This is a genomic window from Pantoea sp. GM01, assembly GCF_000282675.1.
GTDB lineage: Bacteria > Pseudomonadota > Gammaproteobacteria > Enterobacterales > Enterobacteriaceae > Pantoea > Pantoea nemavictus.
In genome coordinates this window covers 72,683-86,767 of sequence record NZ_AKIU01000030.1, presented here as the reverse complement: position 1 = coordinate 86,767, position 14,085 = coordinate 72,683, and the positions used below count along the sequence as shown (strand labels likewise).

Genomic DNA, 14,085 nt, shown 5'->3' with positions numbered 1-14,085 from the left:
CCTCCGTTTCTCCTTTCACGCCAGCAACTACTCTGAACGGTAACCAGAAGCTCTGACTTCGTATGTACAAGGCTAGATGGCGTGATGGTTTAAGTGAAAGGGAGATATCCGATGTTCTGTCTTGGTATTGATGTCAGCAAACACAAACTCGACCTCTGCCTGTTCCCCGGCAACGGCAAAAAGAAAACGAAATCCATCAAAAATCAGGTCGGCGTAGAACGTGACATCTGCGACTGGCTCCAGAAGCAGAAGTGCCCGCCAGAGCAGGTGATGGTGGTGATGGAAGCGACCAGCGTTTATCACGAAAACGTCGCTTACGGGCTGCACGGGAACACGCCCGTGACGGTCTGTATCGGTAATCCGCAACGGGTCAGGGAGTTTGCCCGCGGAATGGGTATCCTGACCAAAAATGACGCGGTCGACGCCTGGGTGCTGGCCCGTTACGGCGAGCTGAAACAGCCCGATGCCTGGGTTCCGCCGCCACCGGAAGTCCGCAAGCTGAAAGACCTGCTGCGTCTGCGTGACGCCATCGTTGAAGATGTGCAGCGCGCGACGAACAGGCTCGAGAAGGCGAACTCAACCCAGACGGCGGGCGAGGTGACCGACTCGCTTGAAAGAACAAAAAAATCGCATGAGAAGGAGCTGAAGCGAATAAACGCGCTGATTGACGACCACATGGATAAGAATGATGGTCTGAAAGATGATCTTAAGCTGCTGGAGTCGATAAAAGGTATCGGCGGCGTAGTGGGAACGACCATGCTGTCGGTGCTGCGTACGTGCCAGTTCCGCAATGCGGGTCAGGTAGCGGCGTGGCTGGGCGTGGTGCCGGTCGAGAAGACGTCAGGCAGTTCGGTGAGAGGGCTGGCCCGGATGTCGAAAACCGGTCCCGCCGACGTGAGAGCGAAGCTGTATATGGCCGCGATAGTAGCGGCAAGGTGGAATCCTCCCGTAAGAGCGCTGTATGAAAGGCTGATGGCGAAGGGCAAGCCAGCCAAAGTGGCGCTGGGAGCGGTGATGCGCAAACTGGTCCATCTCTGCTTCGGTGTGCTTAAAACACGAGAGCCGTGGAAAGAAAACTACGTAGCTACCGCTTGACGTTCAAGACGGTAGCTAGGCTATGTGCTGCTTTCGTTTTCACACCGACAGCCGCGGCGCCGTATCCGGCCAGTGTTCACGGCAGCAATCAATCCACGCCTGAGCGCTGCGCGACAAGTAGCTGCCTTCCCGCCAAATCAAACCTAAACTCCACTGCAGCTCCGACTCCAGCGGCAGCCACAGCAGCGACTGCTTATCCAGTCGCTGACAGATCGGCTCCGGCAGAATCGCCAAGCCCATGCCCGCTTGCACCATCGCCGCAAGAAAATCCCACTGCGCGCTGCGCAGCGCAATATTCGGCGTCAGATTAAGGCGCTGAAACGCTTTTCTGATCTGGCGATTGAGCGCGAACTCTTCGTTGAGGATCAGCAGCGGATGTTTAGCTAACTCTTTTAGTCCGACTTGGGTGTGGTTGAGCCAGATGTCGTTACGCGGTAAAAGCACGCACAGCGGATGATGCATCAACTCCAGCGTGTTGAGCGGCAGCTCGGCATCGATCGGCAGCGCGGTGAGGGCGATATCCAGCGCGCCACTCAGCACCGCTTGCTGCGCCGTCAGGCCGCCAAATTCGGCAATTTTCAATTCAACACCCGGATAACGGCGACGAAAGGCGGAGATTGATCCGGCCATCTGCATGCCGACCATCGGAGGAATTCCCAGGCGCAGCTCGCCGGTTTTCAGCTGGTTGATGTCGCCCAGCTGCGCCTCAAGCTGATGAAACTCCTGCAGAATCGCCAGTCCGCGCTGATAAACCGCCTGGCCACTGTCGGTAAGATGCAGTTTGCGTCCTTCGCGCAGTAGCAAGGTGCAGCCCAGCTCCTCTTCCAGCTGGCGTAGCATTTTGCTGATGGTGGGCTGCGTCACGTAGAGCTTCTCGGCGGCGCGGGTAAAGCTTTGCTGGCGGACCACTTCGGTAAAGTAGCGCAGCGCTCGCACGTCCATAAGCATTCCTTTTTGGCATAGTTTGAATGATTTTAATTCATTTCTTTCACAGTTTGCGGCGGATTTATACTAGTCCCTGAATTTTTCATCGGGGAAAACGAAATGATGGCATTAAGTCCGCGCAGAACGGATCTCCTGCAACACGCTTTTGTTTCGCTGCAGCTGGGGCTGTATGTGGGTTTGTTTATCTTCAGCGACCGGCTGGTTAGCTGGCTGCATCTGCCGTTGCCCGCTAACGTGGTCGGCATGGTGCTGCTGTTAGGGTTGATCATGACGCGCATTGTGCCGCTGCGCTGGGTGAAAGCAGGCGCTAACTGGCTGCTGGCGGAAATGCTGCTGTTCTTTATTCCAGCGGTCGTGGCGGTGGTGAACTACAGCGACTTGCTGCGTAGCGAAGGCTGGCGCATCTGCGTGGTGATTGGCGTGAGCACTTTACTGGTGCTGGCTTCCACTTCTCTGGTGGTCGATCGTTTATATCGCTACGAACTGGCGCGTGCCGCGCGTAAGCAGGCGCATCATGAATGATCTGCTGATAAGCCTGCTGTGTCTGGCGTTCACGCTGCTGGTCTATTACATCAACAAAATGCTCTATCGTCGCTGGCGCACGCTATTGCTGATGCCGTTGGTGCTAACGCCGCTGGTGCTGGTCGCGCTGCTGCTGCTCACCCATGTGAGCTGGAAAAATTACATTGCCGAAAGTCACTGGCTGATTTGGTTGCTGGGTCCGGCAACGCTGGCGTTCGCCGTGCCGGTGTATGAGAACCTCGAGATCATCAAACGTCACTGGTTGTCGCTGAGTGTCGGCGTACTTACCGCCACGCTGGTGGCGGTCTGCAGCTCGGTGTGGCTGGCGCGTCTGCTGACGCTGCCGGAAACCATCCAGCGCAGTCTGGCGGTGCGCTCGATTACCACGCCGTTCGCGCTGGCGGCGGCGCAACCTATTGGCGGCCAGCCCGATCTGGTGGCGCTATTTGTGGTGATCACCGGCGTGTTCGGCATGGCGGTGGGGGATGTGCTGTTTCTGCGTATCGCCATCAAGCAGGGCGTGGCGAAGGGCGCAGGTTTTGGTGCGGCATCACATGGCGCGGGTACCGCGCGTGCCTATCAACTCGGCCAGCAGGAGGGCGTGGTATCCAGCCTGGTGATGATGCTGTCGGGCGTGGTGACTGTGATTCTGGCTCCGCTGCTGAGCCATCTGCTGTGGTCGGCATAAGCGTACATTTTTGAGCCAGGGCTCGTATGCTCTTTTTTTCGCTTTGTTTAGTGTTTGTGCGCGCAAACAACAAGGAAGCGAAAATGAAAAAGCACTATTTAGTATTGGGCCTGACAATGGCCTCCACCGGGATCAGCGCCGCTGAAATGGGCGTTAAAGGCGGCAGCGATTTTTTTGCTGCCGCGATCAACAGTGAAAAGACCACGTCAGGCCTGCAATATGGCGCTGAGTATATCAATGGTCATCGTCAGACGCAGTTAGTTGAGGCGAATCTTGGCTACGGATTTAAACTTGGTGAACTTCAGGTTGCACCGCGTGTGGGCATGTTCTGGGCTGACCTCGATACCGGTAAATCCAGCAGTCAGGGAGCGAATGCCGGCATCCGCCTGATGGCGCCGCTGCCTTATGCCGGTCAAACCTGGCTATACCTCGATTACAGTCTTGCCCCGGATATCACCACGCGTAATTTGCATCATTTGCATCAGCTAGAGGCGGGAATCTATTACCAACCGGCTAGCTGGCTAACGCTGAGCAGCGGTTATCGTTATCTGTCGAGCGACGGTAAATATGGTGAAAAGGACCAGCGGTTGATCGACGGATTATTTATTGGTGCCGCCTACCGTTTCTGATTTATCCAAACGGCCTTAACCGGCCGTTTTCCCCGCTGTAATCCATTTTTACGTAAAGCTTTCCAAATAAAGTTGTCTCCTGCTATCAGGCTGTTACCCTTGCCGCCGAATTAAATGTCCTTCATGGAGTGGAATCACATGTTTAAGCAACTTGTTACTGGAAGCGTTTTAGGTCTGGCACTGCTGAGCAGCGGCGCGCAGGCAATTGAGGGCAGTGTTGACGTGGGTGAGCACAGCACCAACCTGAACCTTGGTCTCGGCACCACTTCACCAGGCCTGTTCCTGAAAGGCAACTGGCTGCGTAGCGATCACGATGGCAGCACTTACGGCGCAGGCCTGGGCTATAACATCGACGTGGGCGATTTCCGCATTGCGCCAACCGCGAAAGCCCTGTTCACCCATCCGGAAGATGGCCGTGATGGCTTCACCGTCGCAGTCGGTGGCGCAGCGCAATACAGCTTCAACAGCATGTGGGGCCTGTACGGCGAATATTACTATGCGCCGGAAGCGTTCTCCGATCGTCTTGATAGCTACCAGGAAGCCTCTGGCGGCCTGAGCTTCACGCCAATTTCTCTGCTGAACCTGCGCGTGGGTTATCAGTACATCGAGCTGAACAACAAAGGCAGCCGTAAAGACAACGTACTGGTCGATGGCCCATACGTTGGCGCGTCACTGCGTTTCTGATTTCAGGATCGGATAAGAAAGGGCGACCCAATGGGTCGCCCTTTTGCGTTAGGGTGCGCGCTGGCCCTCACCCCGGCCCCTCCCACCGGTGGGATAAGGAGAAAAACGCGCCGATCGGTTCCCTCTCCCGCGTGCGGGAGAGGGTTAGGGTGAGGGCAACAACGCACAAAACTAATGCGATTTACCCTGCGAAATTCCTATCCCCGTCTGCGAACGAATAAACTGTCCACGGAAGCGAGCACGTTCCTGGGCACCGCGCGCCGAATGGTCGGTGATCGAGAACAGCCAGATGCCGATAAACGCCGCCAGCATGGAGAACAGCGCCGGATACTCATACGGATATATCGGCTTGTCATGCCCCAGCACCTGCACCCAAATCGTCGGTCCGAGAATCATCAGCAGCACCGCAGTGATCAGTCCCAGCCAGCCGCCCACCATCGCGCCGCGCGTGGTCAGTTTCGACCAGTACATCGACAACAGAATAATTGGGAAGTTACAGCTGGCAGCAATCGAGAACGCCAGGCCGACCATAAAGGCAATGTTCTGCTTTTCAAACAGAATCCCCAGCGCAATCGCCACCACACCTAATACCAACACGGTGATTTTCGAGATGCGCAGTTCATCGCGTTCCGTCGCCTTACCTTCGCGGATCACGCTGGCATAGAGATCGTGTGACACCGCTGAAGCGCCCGCCAATGTCAGACCTGCCACTACCGCCAGAATGGTGGCGAAAGCCACCGCCGAAATAAAGCCCAGGAACAGGCTGCCGCCGACCGCGTTCGCCAGATGTACCGCGGCCATATTGGTGCCGCCGAGCAGGGCGCCGCTGGCATCTTTGAAGGCCGGATTCGATCCCACCAGTAAAATCGCGCCGAAGCCGATAATAAAGGTCAGGAAGTAGAAGTAGCCCATAAAGCCGGTGGCCCAGAACACGCTTTTACGTGCCTCACGCGCATCGGCGACGGTGAAGAAGCGCATCAAAATATGCGGCAAACCGGCGGTACCAAACATCAAGCCCAGGCCGAGTGATAACGCCGATATCGGGTCTTTCACCAATCCGCCAGGCTGCATAATCGCCGCGCCTTTGGGGTGTACCGCCATGGCTTCGGTAAACAGCGTGTTGAAGCTGAAACCGGTGGCCTTCATTACCATAATCGCCATAAAGCTGGCGCCAAACAGCAGCAGCACCGCTTTGATAATCTGCACCCAGGTGGTGGCTAACATGCCGCCGAACAGCACGTACAACACCATCAAAATACCGACCATCACCACCGCAATGTGGTAATCCAAACCGAACAGCAGCTGAATCAACTTACCGGCACCGACCATCTGTGCAATCAGGTACAGCGCCACCACCACCAGCGAACCGCAGGCCGACAGCGTACGAATCGGTTTTTGCGCCAGGCGATAGGATGCGACATCAGCGAAGGTGTAACGACCAAGATTGCGCAGGCGTTCGGCGATCAAAAACAGGATCATCGGCCAGCCGACAAGGAAACCGAGCGAGTAGATCAGCCCGTCGTAGCCCGACGTGTAAACCAGAGCAGAAATACCGAGGAACGAGGCGGCAGACATAAAGTCGCCGGCGATAGCCAGGCCATTTTGGAAACCGGTGATATTACCGCCAGCGGTGTAGTAATCGCTGCGCGAGCGGGTACGTTTCGAGGCCCAATAGGTGATGCCGAGCGTCGCCGCGACAAACACCACGAACATGATGATGGCTTCATAGTTGGTGGCCTGGCGCTGCACCGCGCCGGTAATGGCATCGGCGGCAAATACGCTGGCAGGCACGATAGCCAAAAACATCGAGAGCAAGCGCTTCATGATTTCACCTCGCTCAGGATCTGTTTGGTCAGGCGGTCAAAATCGCCGTTAGCGCGCCACACGTAGACGCCGGTCAGCACGAACGACATCACGATCAGTCCGATGCCAATCGGAATCCCTCGCGTCACGTTGGTGCCTCCATGTAAGGGCGTACCGAGCCAGCCGGGCGCAAAGGCGATCAGCAGAATAAAGCCGACGTAGAGCACCAGCATGATAATGCTGAGCAACAGTGCGAATGCCTGCCGCTTATGCACCAGTTCGTAATAGCGCGGATTACTTTCGACTTGTTGCCAGATTGCTTCCTGTTCAGGGGTTTCGTTCATCACATTTTCTCCAGAGGCAAAGCAGACGGAAATCTCACAATAAAGTGATTTAACTGGCTGAATATTCTAGTTATATATACCCTTCATACTTCAAGCTACAGGTGCGTTGGCTGCGTATGCTCATCCCAGTCACTTACTTCAGTAAGCTCCTGAAATTCTCATCCTTGCCGCCTTCCTGCAGCTCGAATTATTTTGGGTATGGGTTGTGCGATGTTGAAAGGCATACGGCGTAAGGTCAGGGTGACGGAGAGGAACCTGCCGTGGACAGGCTGACACTCTCCGTCGGGTCGATGCCGCTTACGGCATGGTGATGGACTGTTTCTCCTCCAGCAATTTCTCTACCACGCCCGGATCGGCCAGCGTAGAGGTATCGCCGAGATTGCTGGTATCGCCCGCGGCGATTTTGCGCAGAATGCGACGCATAATCTTGCCGGAGCGAGTTTTCGGCAGCGAGTCGGTCCAGTGCAGCACATCCGGCGTGGCAATCGGGCCGATCTCTTTACGCACCCAGTTACGCACTTCGGTATACAGCTCGGGCGACGGCTCTTCGCCGTGGTTTAACGTGATATACGCGTAGATCGCCTGACCTTTGATGCTGTGAGGAATGCCCACCACCGCAGCTTCCGCAATCTTCGGATGTGACACCAGCGCCGATTCAATCTCGGCGGTGCCCAGGCGGTGACCGGAGACGTTGAGCACGTCATCGACGCGGCCGGTGATCCAGTAATAGCCATCTTCATCACGGCGCGCACCGTCACCGCTGAAGTAGCGATTTTTGAAGGTGGAGAAGTAGGTCTGCTCGAAACGATCGTGATCGCCATACAGCGTACGTGCCTGGCCTGGCCAGGAATCGACGATCACCAGGTTGCCTTCGGTAGCGCCCTCCAGCGGATGGCCCTCGTTATCGACCAGTGCGGGCTGCACGCCGAAGAACGGCTTAGTGGCGGAACCGGCTTTCAGTTCGGTGGCACCCGGCAGCGGCGTGATCATAAAGCCGCCGGTTTCGGTCTGCCACCAGGTATCGACGATCGGGCAACGGCTGTCGCCAATCTTTTTGTAGTACCACTCCCAGGCTTCCGGGTTGATCGGTTCACCCACCGAACCCATGATGCGCAGACTGCTGCGATCGGTGCCTTCAATCGCTTTATCGCCTTCGGCCATCAGGGCGCGAATCGCGGTTGGCGCGGTGTACAGCAACGTTACTTTATGTTTATCCACCACTTCTGCCATACGACTTGGCTTCGGCCAGTTCGGCACGCCTTCAAACATCAGCGTGGTGGCACCGCATGCCAGCGGACCGTAAATCAGATAGCTATGACCGGTGATCCAGCCGACGTCGGCGGTACACCAATAGACATCATCAGGATGGTAATCAAACACATACTTAAAGGTGCTGGCGGCATACACCAGATAACCGCCGGTGGTATGCAGCACGCCTTTCGGCTTGCCGGTGGAACCGGAGGTATACAGGATAAACAGTGGATGTTCGGCATCGACGGCGACAGGCTCATGTTGATCGCTGGCCTTCGCCATTAGATCGTGCCACCACAAATCGCGACCTTCGCGCCAGCCGGACTCCTTGCCAGTGCGCTTGAACACCACCACATTTTTCACCGTGGTGACGTTCGGATTGTTCAGGGCATCATCGACGTTTTTCTTCAACGGAATGCTGCGACCGGCGCGTACGCCTTCGTCGGCGGTGATGATCAGTTTGGCGTTGGAGTCGACCACGCGTCCCGCCACCGCTTCCGGTGAGAAGCCGCCAAAAATCACCGAGTGCACCGCGCCAATGCGCGCGCAGGCCAGCATCGCCACGGCCGCTTCCGGCACCATTGGCATATAAATCGCGACCACGTCGCCTTTCTTCACGCCGAGGCTGGTGAGCACATTGGCAAAGCGACAGACATCGCCGTGCAGCTCGCGGAAAGTGATGGTTTTGCTTTCGCTGGCGTCGTCGCCTTCCCAGATGATGGCGGGATGATCGCCGCGGGTGGCCAGATGGCGATCGAGGCAGTTGGCGGCGAGGTTAAGCGCGCCGTCTTCGTACCAGCGAATTGAAATATTGCCGGGGGCAAAGGAGGTATTTTTCACTTTGCTGTAAGGCTTAATCCAGTCGAGAATTTTGCCTTGTTCACCCCAAAAGGTGTCGGGATCGTCAACCGATTGTTGATACAGCGCCGCATACTGATCGGCATTAATGAGAGCATTCGCTGCGATGGCAGCGGGTACGGGATGCTTATGTATTTGGCTCATGGCTGACCTCCTTGAAGATGTTAATCATATGTCAATCAAAGGTTAATTGAAGACCGTGTCAGGGCTTTGTTTCTGTTTTGTAGTCTGGATCACGACCTTTTAGCCCCCTTAAATGACACGCGTTCGCTGCGCTAAAACCTGGCGTGAAATGTCCCATCATCTGCTGTAAGCCTACGAGATCTCTGCCGCTGCTGTGCAAATAATCGGCAAACGAGCCGGGCCGCTTTTTGCACAATAGTGCATAGCTATGCTGAAACTTATCGAATTAACACTTTTCATAACAGCGAGTTATAGCCGTTAACCATTGTCAGCATTTTATGCTACTAACCTGAATAAGATTTGCGCTATCGCGTCGGGGGTTGCATTTACCGTAGTGAAAATGGTACTTATCTCGGCCCTGTTCAGCAGGTATCAACTCAGACTGCATCACTTCGCCGGCGCAAAATGCCTGCACAGCTGTAACCGACGTAGTCATAAATAACCCTCTATTTTATCGGGCTTTTGCTCACTTCCCTGTGTGACATTTCTCCTGCACCTTCGCAGCAGAGCAAAGGGGTTTTTAACTGAGGAAATAACGCGTTATGAAAGGTTTTAAGTTCACCCTTGCATGGCAGATTTTAGTTGCGCTGATTCTGGGCGTGATTGTGGGAACCGTGCTGCATAATCAGCCTGACGATCGTGAATGGTTAATCACTAACATTCTGACGCCAGCTGGTGACATCTTTATTCATCTGATCAAGATGATTGTGGTGCCGATTGTGATTTCCTCACTGATTGTCGGCATTGCGGGCGTTGGCGATGCTAAAAAGCTCGGACGTATTGGTGTCAAAACCATCATCTATTTTGAAGTGATCACCACCCTTGCCATTGTGGTCGGCATTACGCTGGCCAACGTATTCCAACCCGGCAGCGGCATTGATATGTCAACGCTGGCAACGGTGGACATCTCTAAATACGAAGCCACAACCGAAGCTGTGCAGGGCGCACCGCATGGATTGGTGACCACCATTCTGTCGCTGATCCCGCAGAACATCTTTGCCTCATTGGTGAAGGGCGACATGCTGCCGATTATCTTCTTCTCGGTGCTGTTTGGTATGGGGCTGTCGGCGCTGCCATCGGAACATCGCGATCCGCTGGTGACGGTATTCCGTTCTATTTCCGAAACCATGTTTAAAGTGACGCACATGATCATGCGCTATGCGCCGGTCGGCGTGTTTGCGTTGATTGCCGTCACCATCGCCAACTTCGGTTTTGCCTCGCTCTATCCGCTGGCCAAGCTGGTGCTGCTGGTGTACGTGGCGATTCTGTTCTTTGCTTTCGTGGTGCTGGGCACGGTGGCGCGCTTCTGTAAGTTGCGCATTACTACTCTGATGCGCATTCTGAAAGACGAGCTGATTCTTGCTTATTCCACCTCGAGTTCAGAAACCGTGCTGCCGCGCATTATGCAAAAGATGGAAGCCTACGGCGCGCCGAAGGCCATCACCAGCTTCGTGGTGCCGACCGGCTACTCGTTCAACCTCGACGGTTCAACGCTGTACCAGAGCATCGCGGCGATCTTTATCGCGCAGCTGTATGGCATCGACCTGTCGCTGACTGACGAGATCATTCTGGTGCTGACGCTGATGGTGACCTCGAAAGGAATCGCTGGCGTGCCGGGCGTCTCCTTCGTGGTGCTGCTGGCGACGCTGGGCAGTGTCGGTATTCCGCTGGAAGGTCTGGCGTTTATCGCCGGTGTGGATCGCATCATGGACATGGCGCGTACCGCGCTGAACGTGATCGGTAACGCGCTGGCGGTGCTGGTGATTGCGCGTTGGGAAGACCAGTTCGACACCAAACAAGCCGCCGCCTACGAGCAACAGCTGCGTACGCAAAGCGCCAGCTAACACGGCTTACGCTTTACGGTCGCCATTTATAGCGACCGCTATGCACCAAAACCCGCTTCGGCGGGTTTTTTTATGCCCGCTGCGGACAAGTCTTATAACTTTTGTCTCTAGTCTTTGCTTAAATCTATACCCACTATAACCATAGAGATAGTGCCAAACTTGGTGGGGGTTGCAAATGAGATATCCAATTTACATCCACAAGACAGAAAGTGGCACTTACTCAGGGTTTGTACCCGATGTGACCGGATGCTATTTCGCAGGTGATACCTTTGAGAACACAATAAAAGATGCAGCGGAAGCGATAGACGCGCACGTAGAGTTTACTGTCGAGGACGGCGGTTCAATTCCCGAGGCGAAAACCTTTGATGCACATCTTGAAAATGAAGATTGCCAAGGCGGTACTTGGGCTTATGTGGATGTCGATTTAAGCAAATATGATGGTAAGGCAATTAAGTTAAACATCACCATTGCACAAAACTTGTTAGCGCGTATCGATCGTTACGTTGAGGATCATCGGGAGTATGGTTCAAGAAGTGGATTCTTAGCGGAGTTAGCTCGTAGAGAGTTGGCCAAAACATAAACACTTTAGCCGCAATTTTGAATCATCAATTCAGCCTGCTTATGCAGGCTTTTTTGTTTGTGCCTGGCATCCAGGTCATTGAACAAAAAATCACAGCCAGTTAAGGAATTAACAATTCGTTTTGATATATAGTTTGTAGAATAAATTATTCTCTCTCAGGAGTGTTTCATGCAGATCGATCTCAGCCAGATGATCACCGAAGGGCGTAACCCAGCCAGCCAAAACATCGATGAACTGTCGACCGAAGCCATGCTGCGCGTGATTAATGATGAAGATAAAAAAGTGGCGCTGGCGGTAGAAGCCATCGTGCCGCAGATTGCGCAGGTAGTGGATGCGATCACCGCCGCGTTCAGCAAAGGCGGACGCCTTATCTATTGTGGCGCGGGGACATCGGGTCGTTTGGGCATTCTGGATGCCAGCGAATGCCCGCCAACCTTTGGCACGCCGCGCAGCCAGGTGGTGGGATTGATTGCCGGCGGGCACACCGCGATTCTGCAAGCGGTTGAAAACGCCGAAGACAACGTTGAGCAGGGCGCACAGGATCTGCGTGATATCGCCTTTGCGGCTAACGACGTTTTGGTCGGCATTGCTGCCAGCGGTCGCACGCCGTATGTGCTCGGCGCACTGGCCTATGCAAAACAGCAGGGCGCATTGACGGCGGCGTTAACCTGCAATCCCAACAGCCCGATGTCGCACGCCGCTGATGTGGCGCTGACGCCGGTGGTTGGCCCTGAAGTGGTGACCGGCTCTTCACGCATGAAGGCGGGCACCGCGCAGAAGCTGGTGCTGAATATGCTCACCACCGGCGCTATGATTCGCAGCGGCAAAGTGTATGGCAACCTGATGGTTGATGTTGAAGCCACCAACCAGAAGCTGGTGCAGCGGCAGGTGAATATCGTCAAGCAAGCCACTGACTGCGACGATGCCACGGCGCAGCAGGCGCTGGCAGCCTGTCAGGGCCACTGCAAAACCGCGATTGTGATGGTGCTGGCCGGACTCACTGCTGAAGAGGCGACATCGCTGCTCAGCCAGAATCAGGGCTTTATCCGCCAGGCCTTGCGCGACGCGGGAGCACAATGATGGCCGCCATCACGGAAGGGCTGCTGCGTGACATCCTGCACGCGGTGGGCGGAGCGAATAACGTGGTGCAGTGCGGCAATTGCATGACGCGCCTGCGCCTGACGTTGGCCGATGCCGTGCAGGTGGATAGCGTCAAACTGAAAACGCTGCCGGGCGTGCTGGGCGTGATCGAGAGCGATGCGCAGTTACAGATCGTCCTGGGTCCGGGCAAAGCGCAAACCGCAGCGGAGAAGATGCAGGCGCTGCTCAATCATGCCAGCGCGGCGGATGCACCCAGCGATCTGCACAGCATCGCCAGCGCGCAAAAGCAGCAGATGAAGGCGAAACAGACCAGCGCGCTGCACCGCTTTCTCTCCTGCTTTGCCACCATTTTCACCCCGCTGATTCCTGGCTTTATTGGCGCCGGTTTACTGTTGGGCTTTGCTACGCTGATTGAGCAGATCTTTCACCTCAATCAGCCGGGCGATCATGCGCGTTGGCTGCTGGATACCGTGGCGTACATGAAGGTGTTCGGCAAAGGGCTGTTCACCTTCCTGAGTATTTTGATTGGCTACAACGCACAGAAAGCGTTTGGCGGAACGGGCGTCAACGGGGCGATTATCGCGTCATTGTTTGTGCTTGGATATGCGCCAAAAGCCACGGTCGGTTATTACAGCGGCATGGAAGATTTCTTCGGGATGGTAATCGATCCGCGTGGCAACATTATTGGCGTGCTGCTGGCGGCCATATTTGGTGCCTGGGTTGAGAAACAGCTGCGCAAAATCATTCCCGATAATCTCGATATGATTCTAACGTCATTACTGACGCTGTTAATTACCGGTGCCGTCACTTTCCTGGTGATTATGCCGATTGGCGGCGAACTGTTTAAAGGCATGTCCTGGCTGTTTATTCATCTGAATAATAATCCGTTTGGTTGTGCCCTGCTCGCCGGACTGTTTTTAATCGCCGTGATGTTCGGTATTCATCAGGGCTTTATTCCGGTCTATTTCGCGCTGATGGAAACCCAGGGTTTTAATTCGCTATTCCCGATTCTGGCCATGGCGGGCGCCGGGCAGGTTGGCGCTTCGCTGGCGTTATGGTGCAAAGCGGATAAGCATTCGCTGCTGCGTAAGCAGATTAAAGGCGCGATTGTGCCAGGCTTGCTCGGCGTCGGTGAGCCGCTGATTTATGGCGTAACGCTACCGCGTCTCAAGCCGTTTATCACCGCCTGTTGCGGTGGCGCATTGGGTGGCTTCTTTATTGGGCTGGTGGCGTGGCTAGGATTGCCGGTGGGAATGAACACGGTGTTCGGTCCATCGGGTTTGGTAACGCTGCCGCTGATGACTTCATCGCAGGGGATTTTTGCCGGTATGGCGGTCTATCTCGCGGGATTGATCGTGGCGTGGATCGGTGGATTCGCGTTCACCTGGTGGGGCGGAACCCGTAATGTCGATTTGAATTAAGTTGGATTTTGCGCAATGCACAGTTTTGTAGCAGCGCGATTTATCGCGCTCATATAGCCGTGACATCGTTTGAAAACAGCGCGATAAATCGCGCCGCTACGGTTTGTGCACTGTTGAATCATTGGGTAAATGTGATT

13 protein-coding genes are annotated in these 14,085 nt (G+C 55.1%); 9 read left to right on the top strand and 4 right to left on the bottom strand.

Annotation, left to right across the window (positions count from 1 at the left end; translation table 11 throughout):
- Positions 1-111: 111 nt before the first annotated feature.
- Complete coding sequence (locus PMI17_RS09270; protein WP_007888578.1) at positions 112-1,095, top strand: IS110 family transposase; 984 nt, start codon at positions 112-114, stop codon at positions 1,093-1,095.
- Positions 1,096-1,134: 39 nt separating this feature from the next.
- On the opposite strand, the gene PMI17_RS09265 is transcribed toward PMI17_RS09270, so the two are convergent.
- Positions 1,135-2,037 carry a LysR family transcriptional regulator gene (locus PMI17_RS09265; RefSeq protein ID WP_007888576.1) on the bottom strand — a complete coding sequence of 301 codons (903 nt, stop codon included), beginning with the start codon at positions 2,035-2,037 and terminating at the stop codon, positions 1,135-1,137.
- Between the two features lie 102 nt (positions 2,038-2,139).
- On the opposite strand from PMI17_RS09265, the gene PMI17_RS09260 reads away from it, so the two are divergent.
- The 4 genes from PMI17_RS09260 (at position 2,140) to PMI17_RS09245 (ending at position 4,563) form a co-directional block, all read left to right on the top strand.
- Positions 2,140-2,562 (top strand): CidA/LrgA family protein, encoded by a 423-nt coding sequence (locus PMI17_RS09260; protein ID WP_007888574.1) that lies wholly within the window; start codon positions 2,140-2,142, stop codon positions 2,560-2,562.
- Positions 2,555-3,250 carry an LrgB family protein gene (locus PMI17_RS09255; protein ID WP_007888572.1) on the top strand — a complete coding sequence of 232 codons (696 nt, stop codon included), beginning with the start codon at positions 2,555-2,557 and terminating at the stop codon, positions 3,248-3,250. Before PMI17_RS09260 ends, PMI17_RS09255 begins: the two co-directional genes overlap by 8 nt.
- Positions 3,251-3,333: 83 nt before the next feature.
- The gene (locus tag PMI17_RS09250) at positions 3,334-3,879 is read left to right on the top strand and encodes a YfaZ family outer membrane protein (RefSeq protein WP_157178877.1); all 546 of its coding nucleotides are present in this window, start codon (positions 3,334-3,336) and stop codon (positions 3,877-3,879) included.
- 138 nt (positions 3,880-4,017) lie between these two features.
- The gene (locus tag PMI17_RS09245; protein WP_007888570.1) at positions 4,018-4,563 is read left to right on the top strand and encodes a YfaZ family outer membrane protein; all 546 of its coding nucleotides are present in this window, start codon (positions 4,018-4,020) and stop codon (positions 4,561-4,563) included.
- A gap of 171 nt (positions 4,564-4,734) precedes the next feature.
- Here PMI17_RS09245 and actP read toward each other — a convergent pair whose 3' ends face one another.
- The 3 genes from actP to acs form a co-directional block, all read right to left on the bottom strand.
- A complete protein-coding gene (gene actP / locus PMI17_RS09240) occupies positions 4,735-6,387 on the bottom strand; it encodes a cation/acetate symporter ActP (protein WP_007888569.1) in 1,653 nt (550 codons plus the stop codon).
- Entirely contained in the window at positions 6,384-6,710 is a 327-nt protein-coding gene (locus tag PMI17_RS09235) for a DUF485 domain-containing protein (protein WP_007888568.1), read from the bottom strand. Before PMI17_RS09235 ends, actP begins: the two co-directional genes overlap by 4 nt.
- 297 nt (positions 6,711-7,007) lie before the next feature.
- The gene (acs, locus tag PMI17_RS09230) at positions 7,008-8,963 is read right to left on the bottom strand and encodes an acetate--CoA ligase (RefSeq protein WP_007888565.1); all 1,956 of its coding nucleotides are present in this window, start codon (positions 8,961-8,963) and stop codon (positions 7,008-7,010) included.
- A 581-nt stretch (positions 8,964-9,544) separates the two neighbouring features.
- Here acs and gltP point away from each other — a divergent pair.
- From gltP to murP, 4 genes are all read left to right on the top strand, one after another.
- A complete protein-coding gene (gene gltP / locus PMI17_RS09225; protein ID WP_007888562.1) occupies positions 9,545-10,846 on the top strand; it encodes a glutamate/aspartate:proton symporter GltP in 1,302 nt (433 codons plus the stop codon).
- Positions 10,847-11,021: 175 nt separating this feature from the next.
- Complete coding sequence (locus PMI17_RS09220) at positions 11,022-11,426, top strand: type II toxin-antitoxin system HicB family antitoxin (RefSeq protein WP_007888559.1); 405 nt, start codon at positions 11,022-11,024, stop codon at positions 11,424-11,426.
- A gap of 168 nt (positions 11,427-11,594) precedes the next feature.
- Positions 11,595-12,506, top strand: a complete 912-nt coding sequence (murQ, locus tag PMI17_RS09215; RefSeq protein WP_007888556.1) for an N-acetylmuramic acid 6-phosphate etherase — start codon at positions 11,595-11,597, stop codon at positions 12,504-12,506.
- On the top strand, positions 12,506-13,948 hold the full coding sequence (gene murP, locus PMI17_RS09210) for a PTS N-acetylmuramic acid transporter subunit IIBC (RefSeq protein ID WP_007888554.1): 1,443 nt from the start codon (positions 12,506-12,508) through the stop codon (positions 13,946-13,948). The genes murQ and murP overlap by 1 nt, the downstream gene beginning before the upstream one ends.
- The last annotated feature ends 137 nt before the right edge of the window (positions 13,949-14,085 follow it).

Excerpts from the sequence above, each read along its gene's own strand:
- actP (WP_007888569.1), bottom strand. The coding sequence starts at position 6,387 with ATGAAGCGCTTGCTCTCGATGTTTTTGGCTATCGTGCCTGCCAGCGTA.
- PMI17_RS09270 (WP_007888578.1), top strand. The coding sequence starts at position 112 with ATGTTCTGTCTTGGTATTGATGTCAGCAAACACAAACTCGACCTCTGC.
- gltP (WP_007888562.1), top strand. The coding sequence starts at position 9,545 with ATGAAAGGTTTTAAGTTCACCCTTGCATGGCAGATTTTAGTTGCGCTG.
- PMI17_RS09220 (WP_007888559.1), top strand. The coding sequence starts at position 11,022 with ATGAGATATCCAATTTACATCCACAAGACAGAAAGTGGCACTTACTCA.
- PMI17_RS09260 (WP_007888574.1), top strand. The coding sequence starts at position 2,140 with ATGATGGCATTAAGTCCGCGCAGAACGGATCTCCTGCAACACGCTTTT.
- murQ (WP_007888556.1), top strand. The coding sequence starts at position 11,595 with ATGCAGATCGATCTCAGCCAGATGATCACCGAAGGGCGTAACCCAGCC.
- PMI17_RS09250 (WP_157178877.1), top strand. The coding sequence starts at position 3,334 with ATGAAAAAGCACTATTTAGTATTGGGCCTGACAATGGCCTCCACCGGG.
- murP (WP_007888554.1), top strand. The coding sequence starts at position 12,506 with ATGGCCGCCATCACGGAAGGGCTGCTGCGTGACATCCTGCACGCGGTG.
- PMI17_RS09245 (WP_007888570.1), top strand. The coding sequence starts at position 4,018 with ATGTTTAAGCAACTTGTTACTGGAAGCGTTTTAGGTCTGGCACTGCTG.
- PMI17_RS09235 (WP_007888568.1), bottom strand. The coding sequence starts at position 6,710 with ATGAACGAAACCCCTGAACAGGAAGCAATCTGGCAACAAGTCGAAAGT.
- acs (WP_007888565.1), bottom strand. The coding sequence starts at position 8,963 with ATGAGCCAAATACATAAGCATCCCGTACCCGCTGCCATCGCAGCGAAT.
- PMI17_RS09255 (WP_007888572.1), top strand. The coding sequence starts at position 2,555 with ATGAATGATCTGCTGATAAGCCTGCTGTGTCTGGCGTTCACGCTGCTG.
- PMI17_RS09265 (WP_007888576.1), bottom strand. The coding sequence starts at position 2,037 with ATGGACGTGCGAGCGCTGCGCTACTTTACCGAAGTGGTCCGCCAGCAA.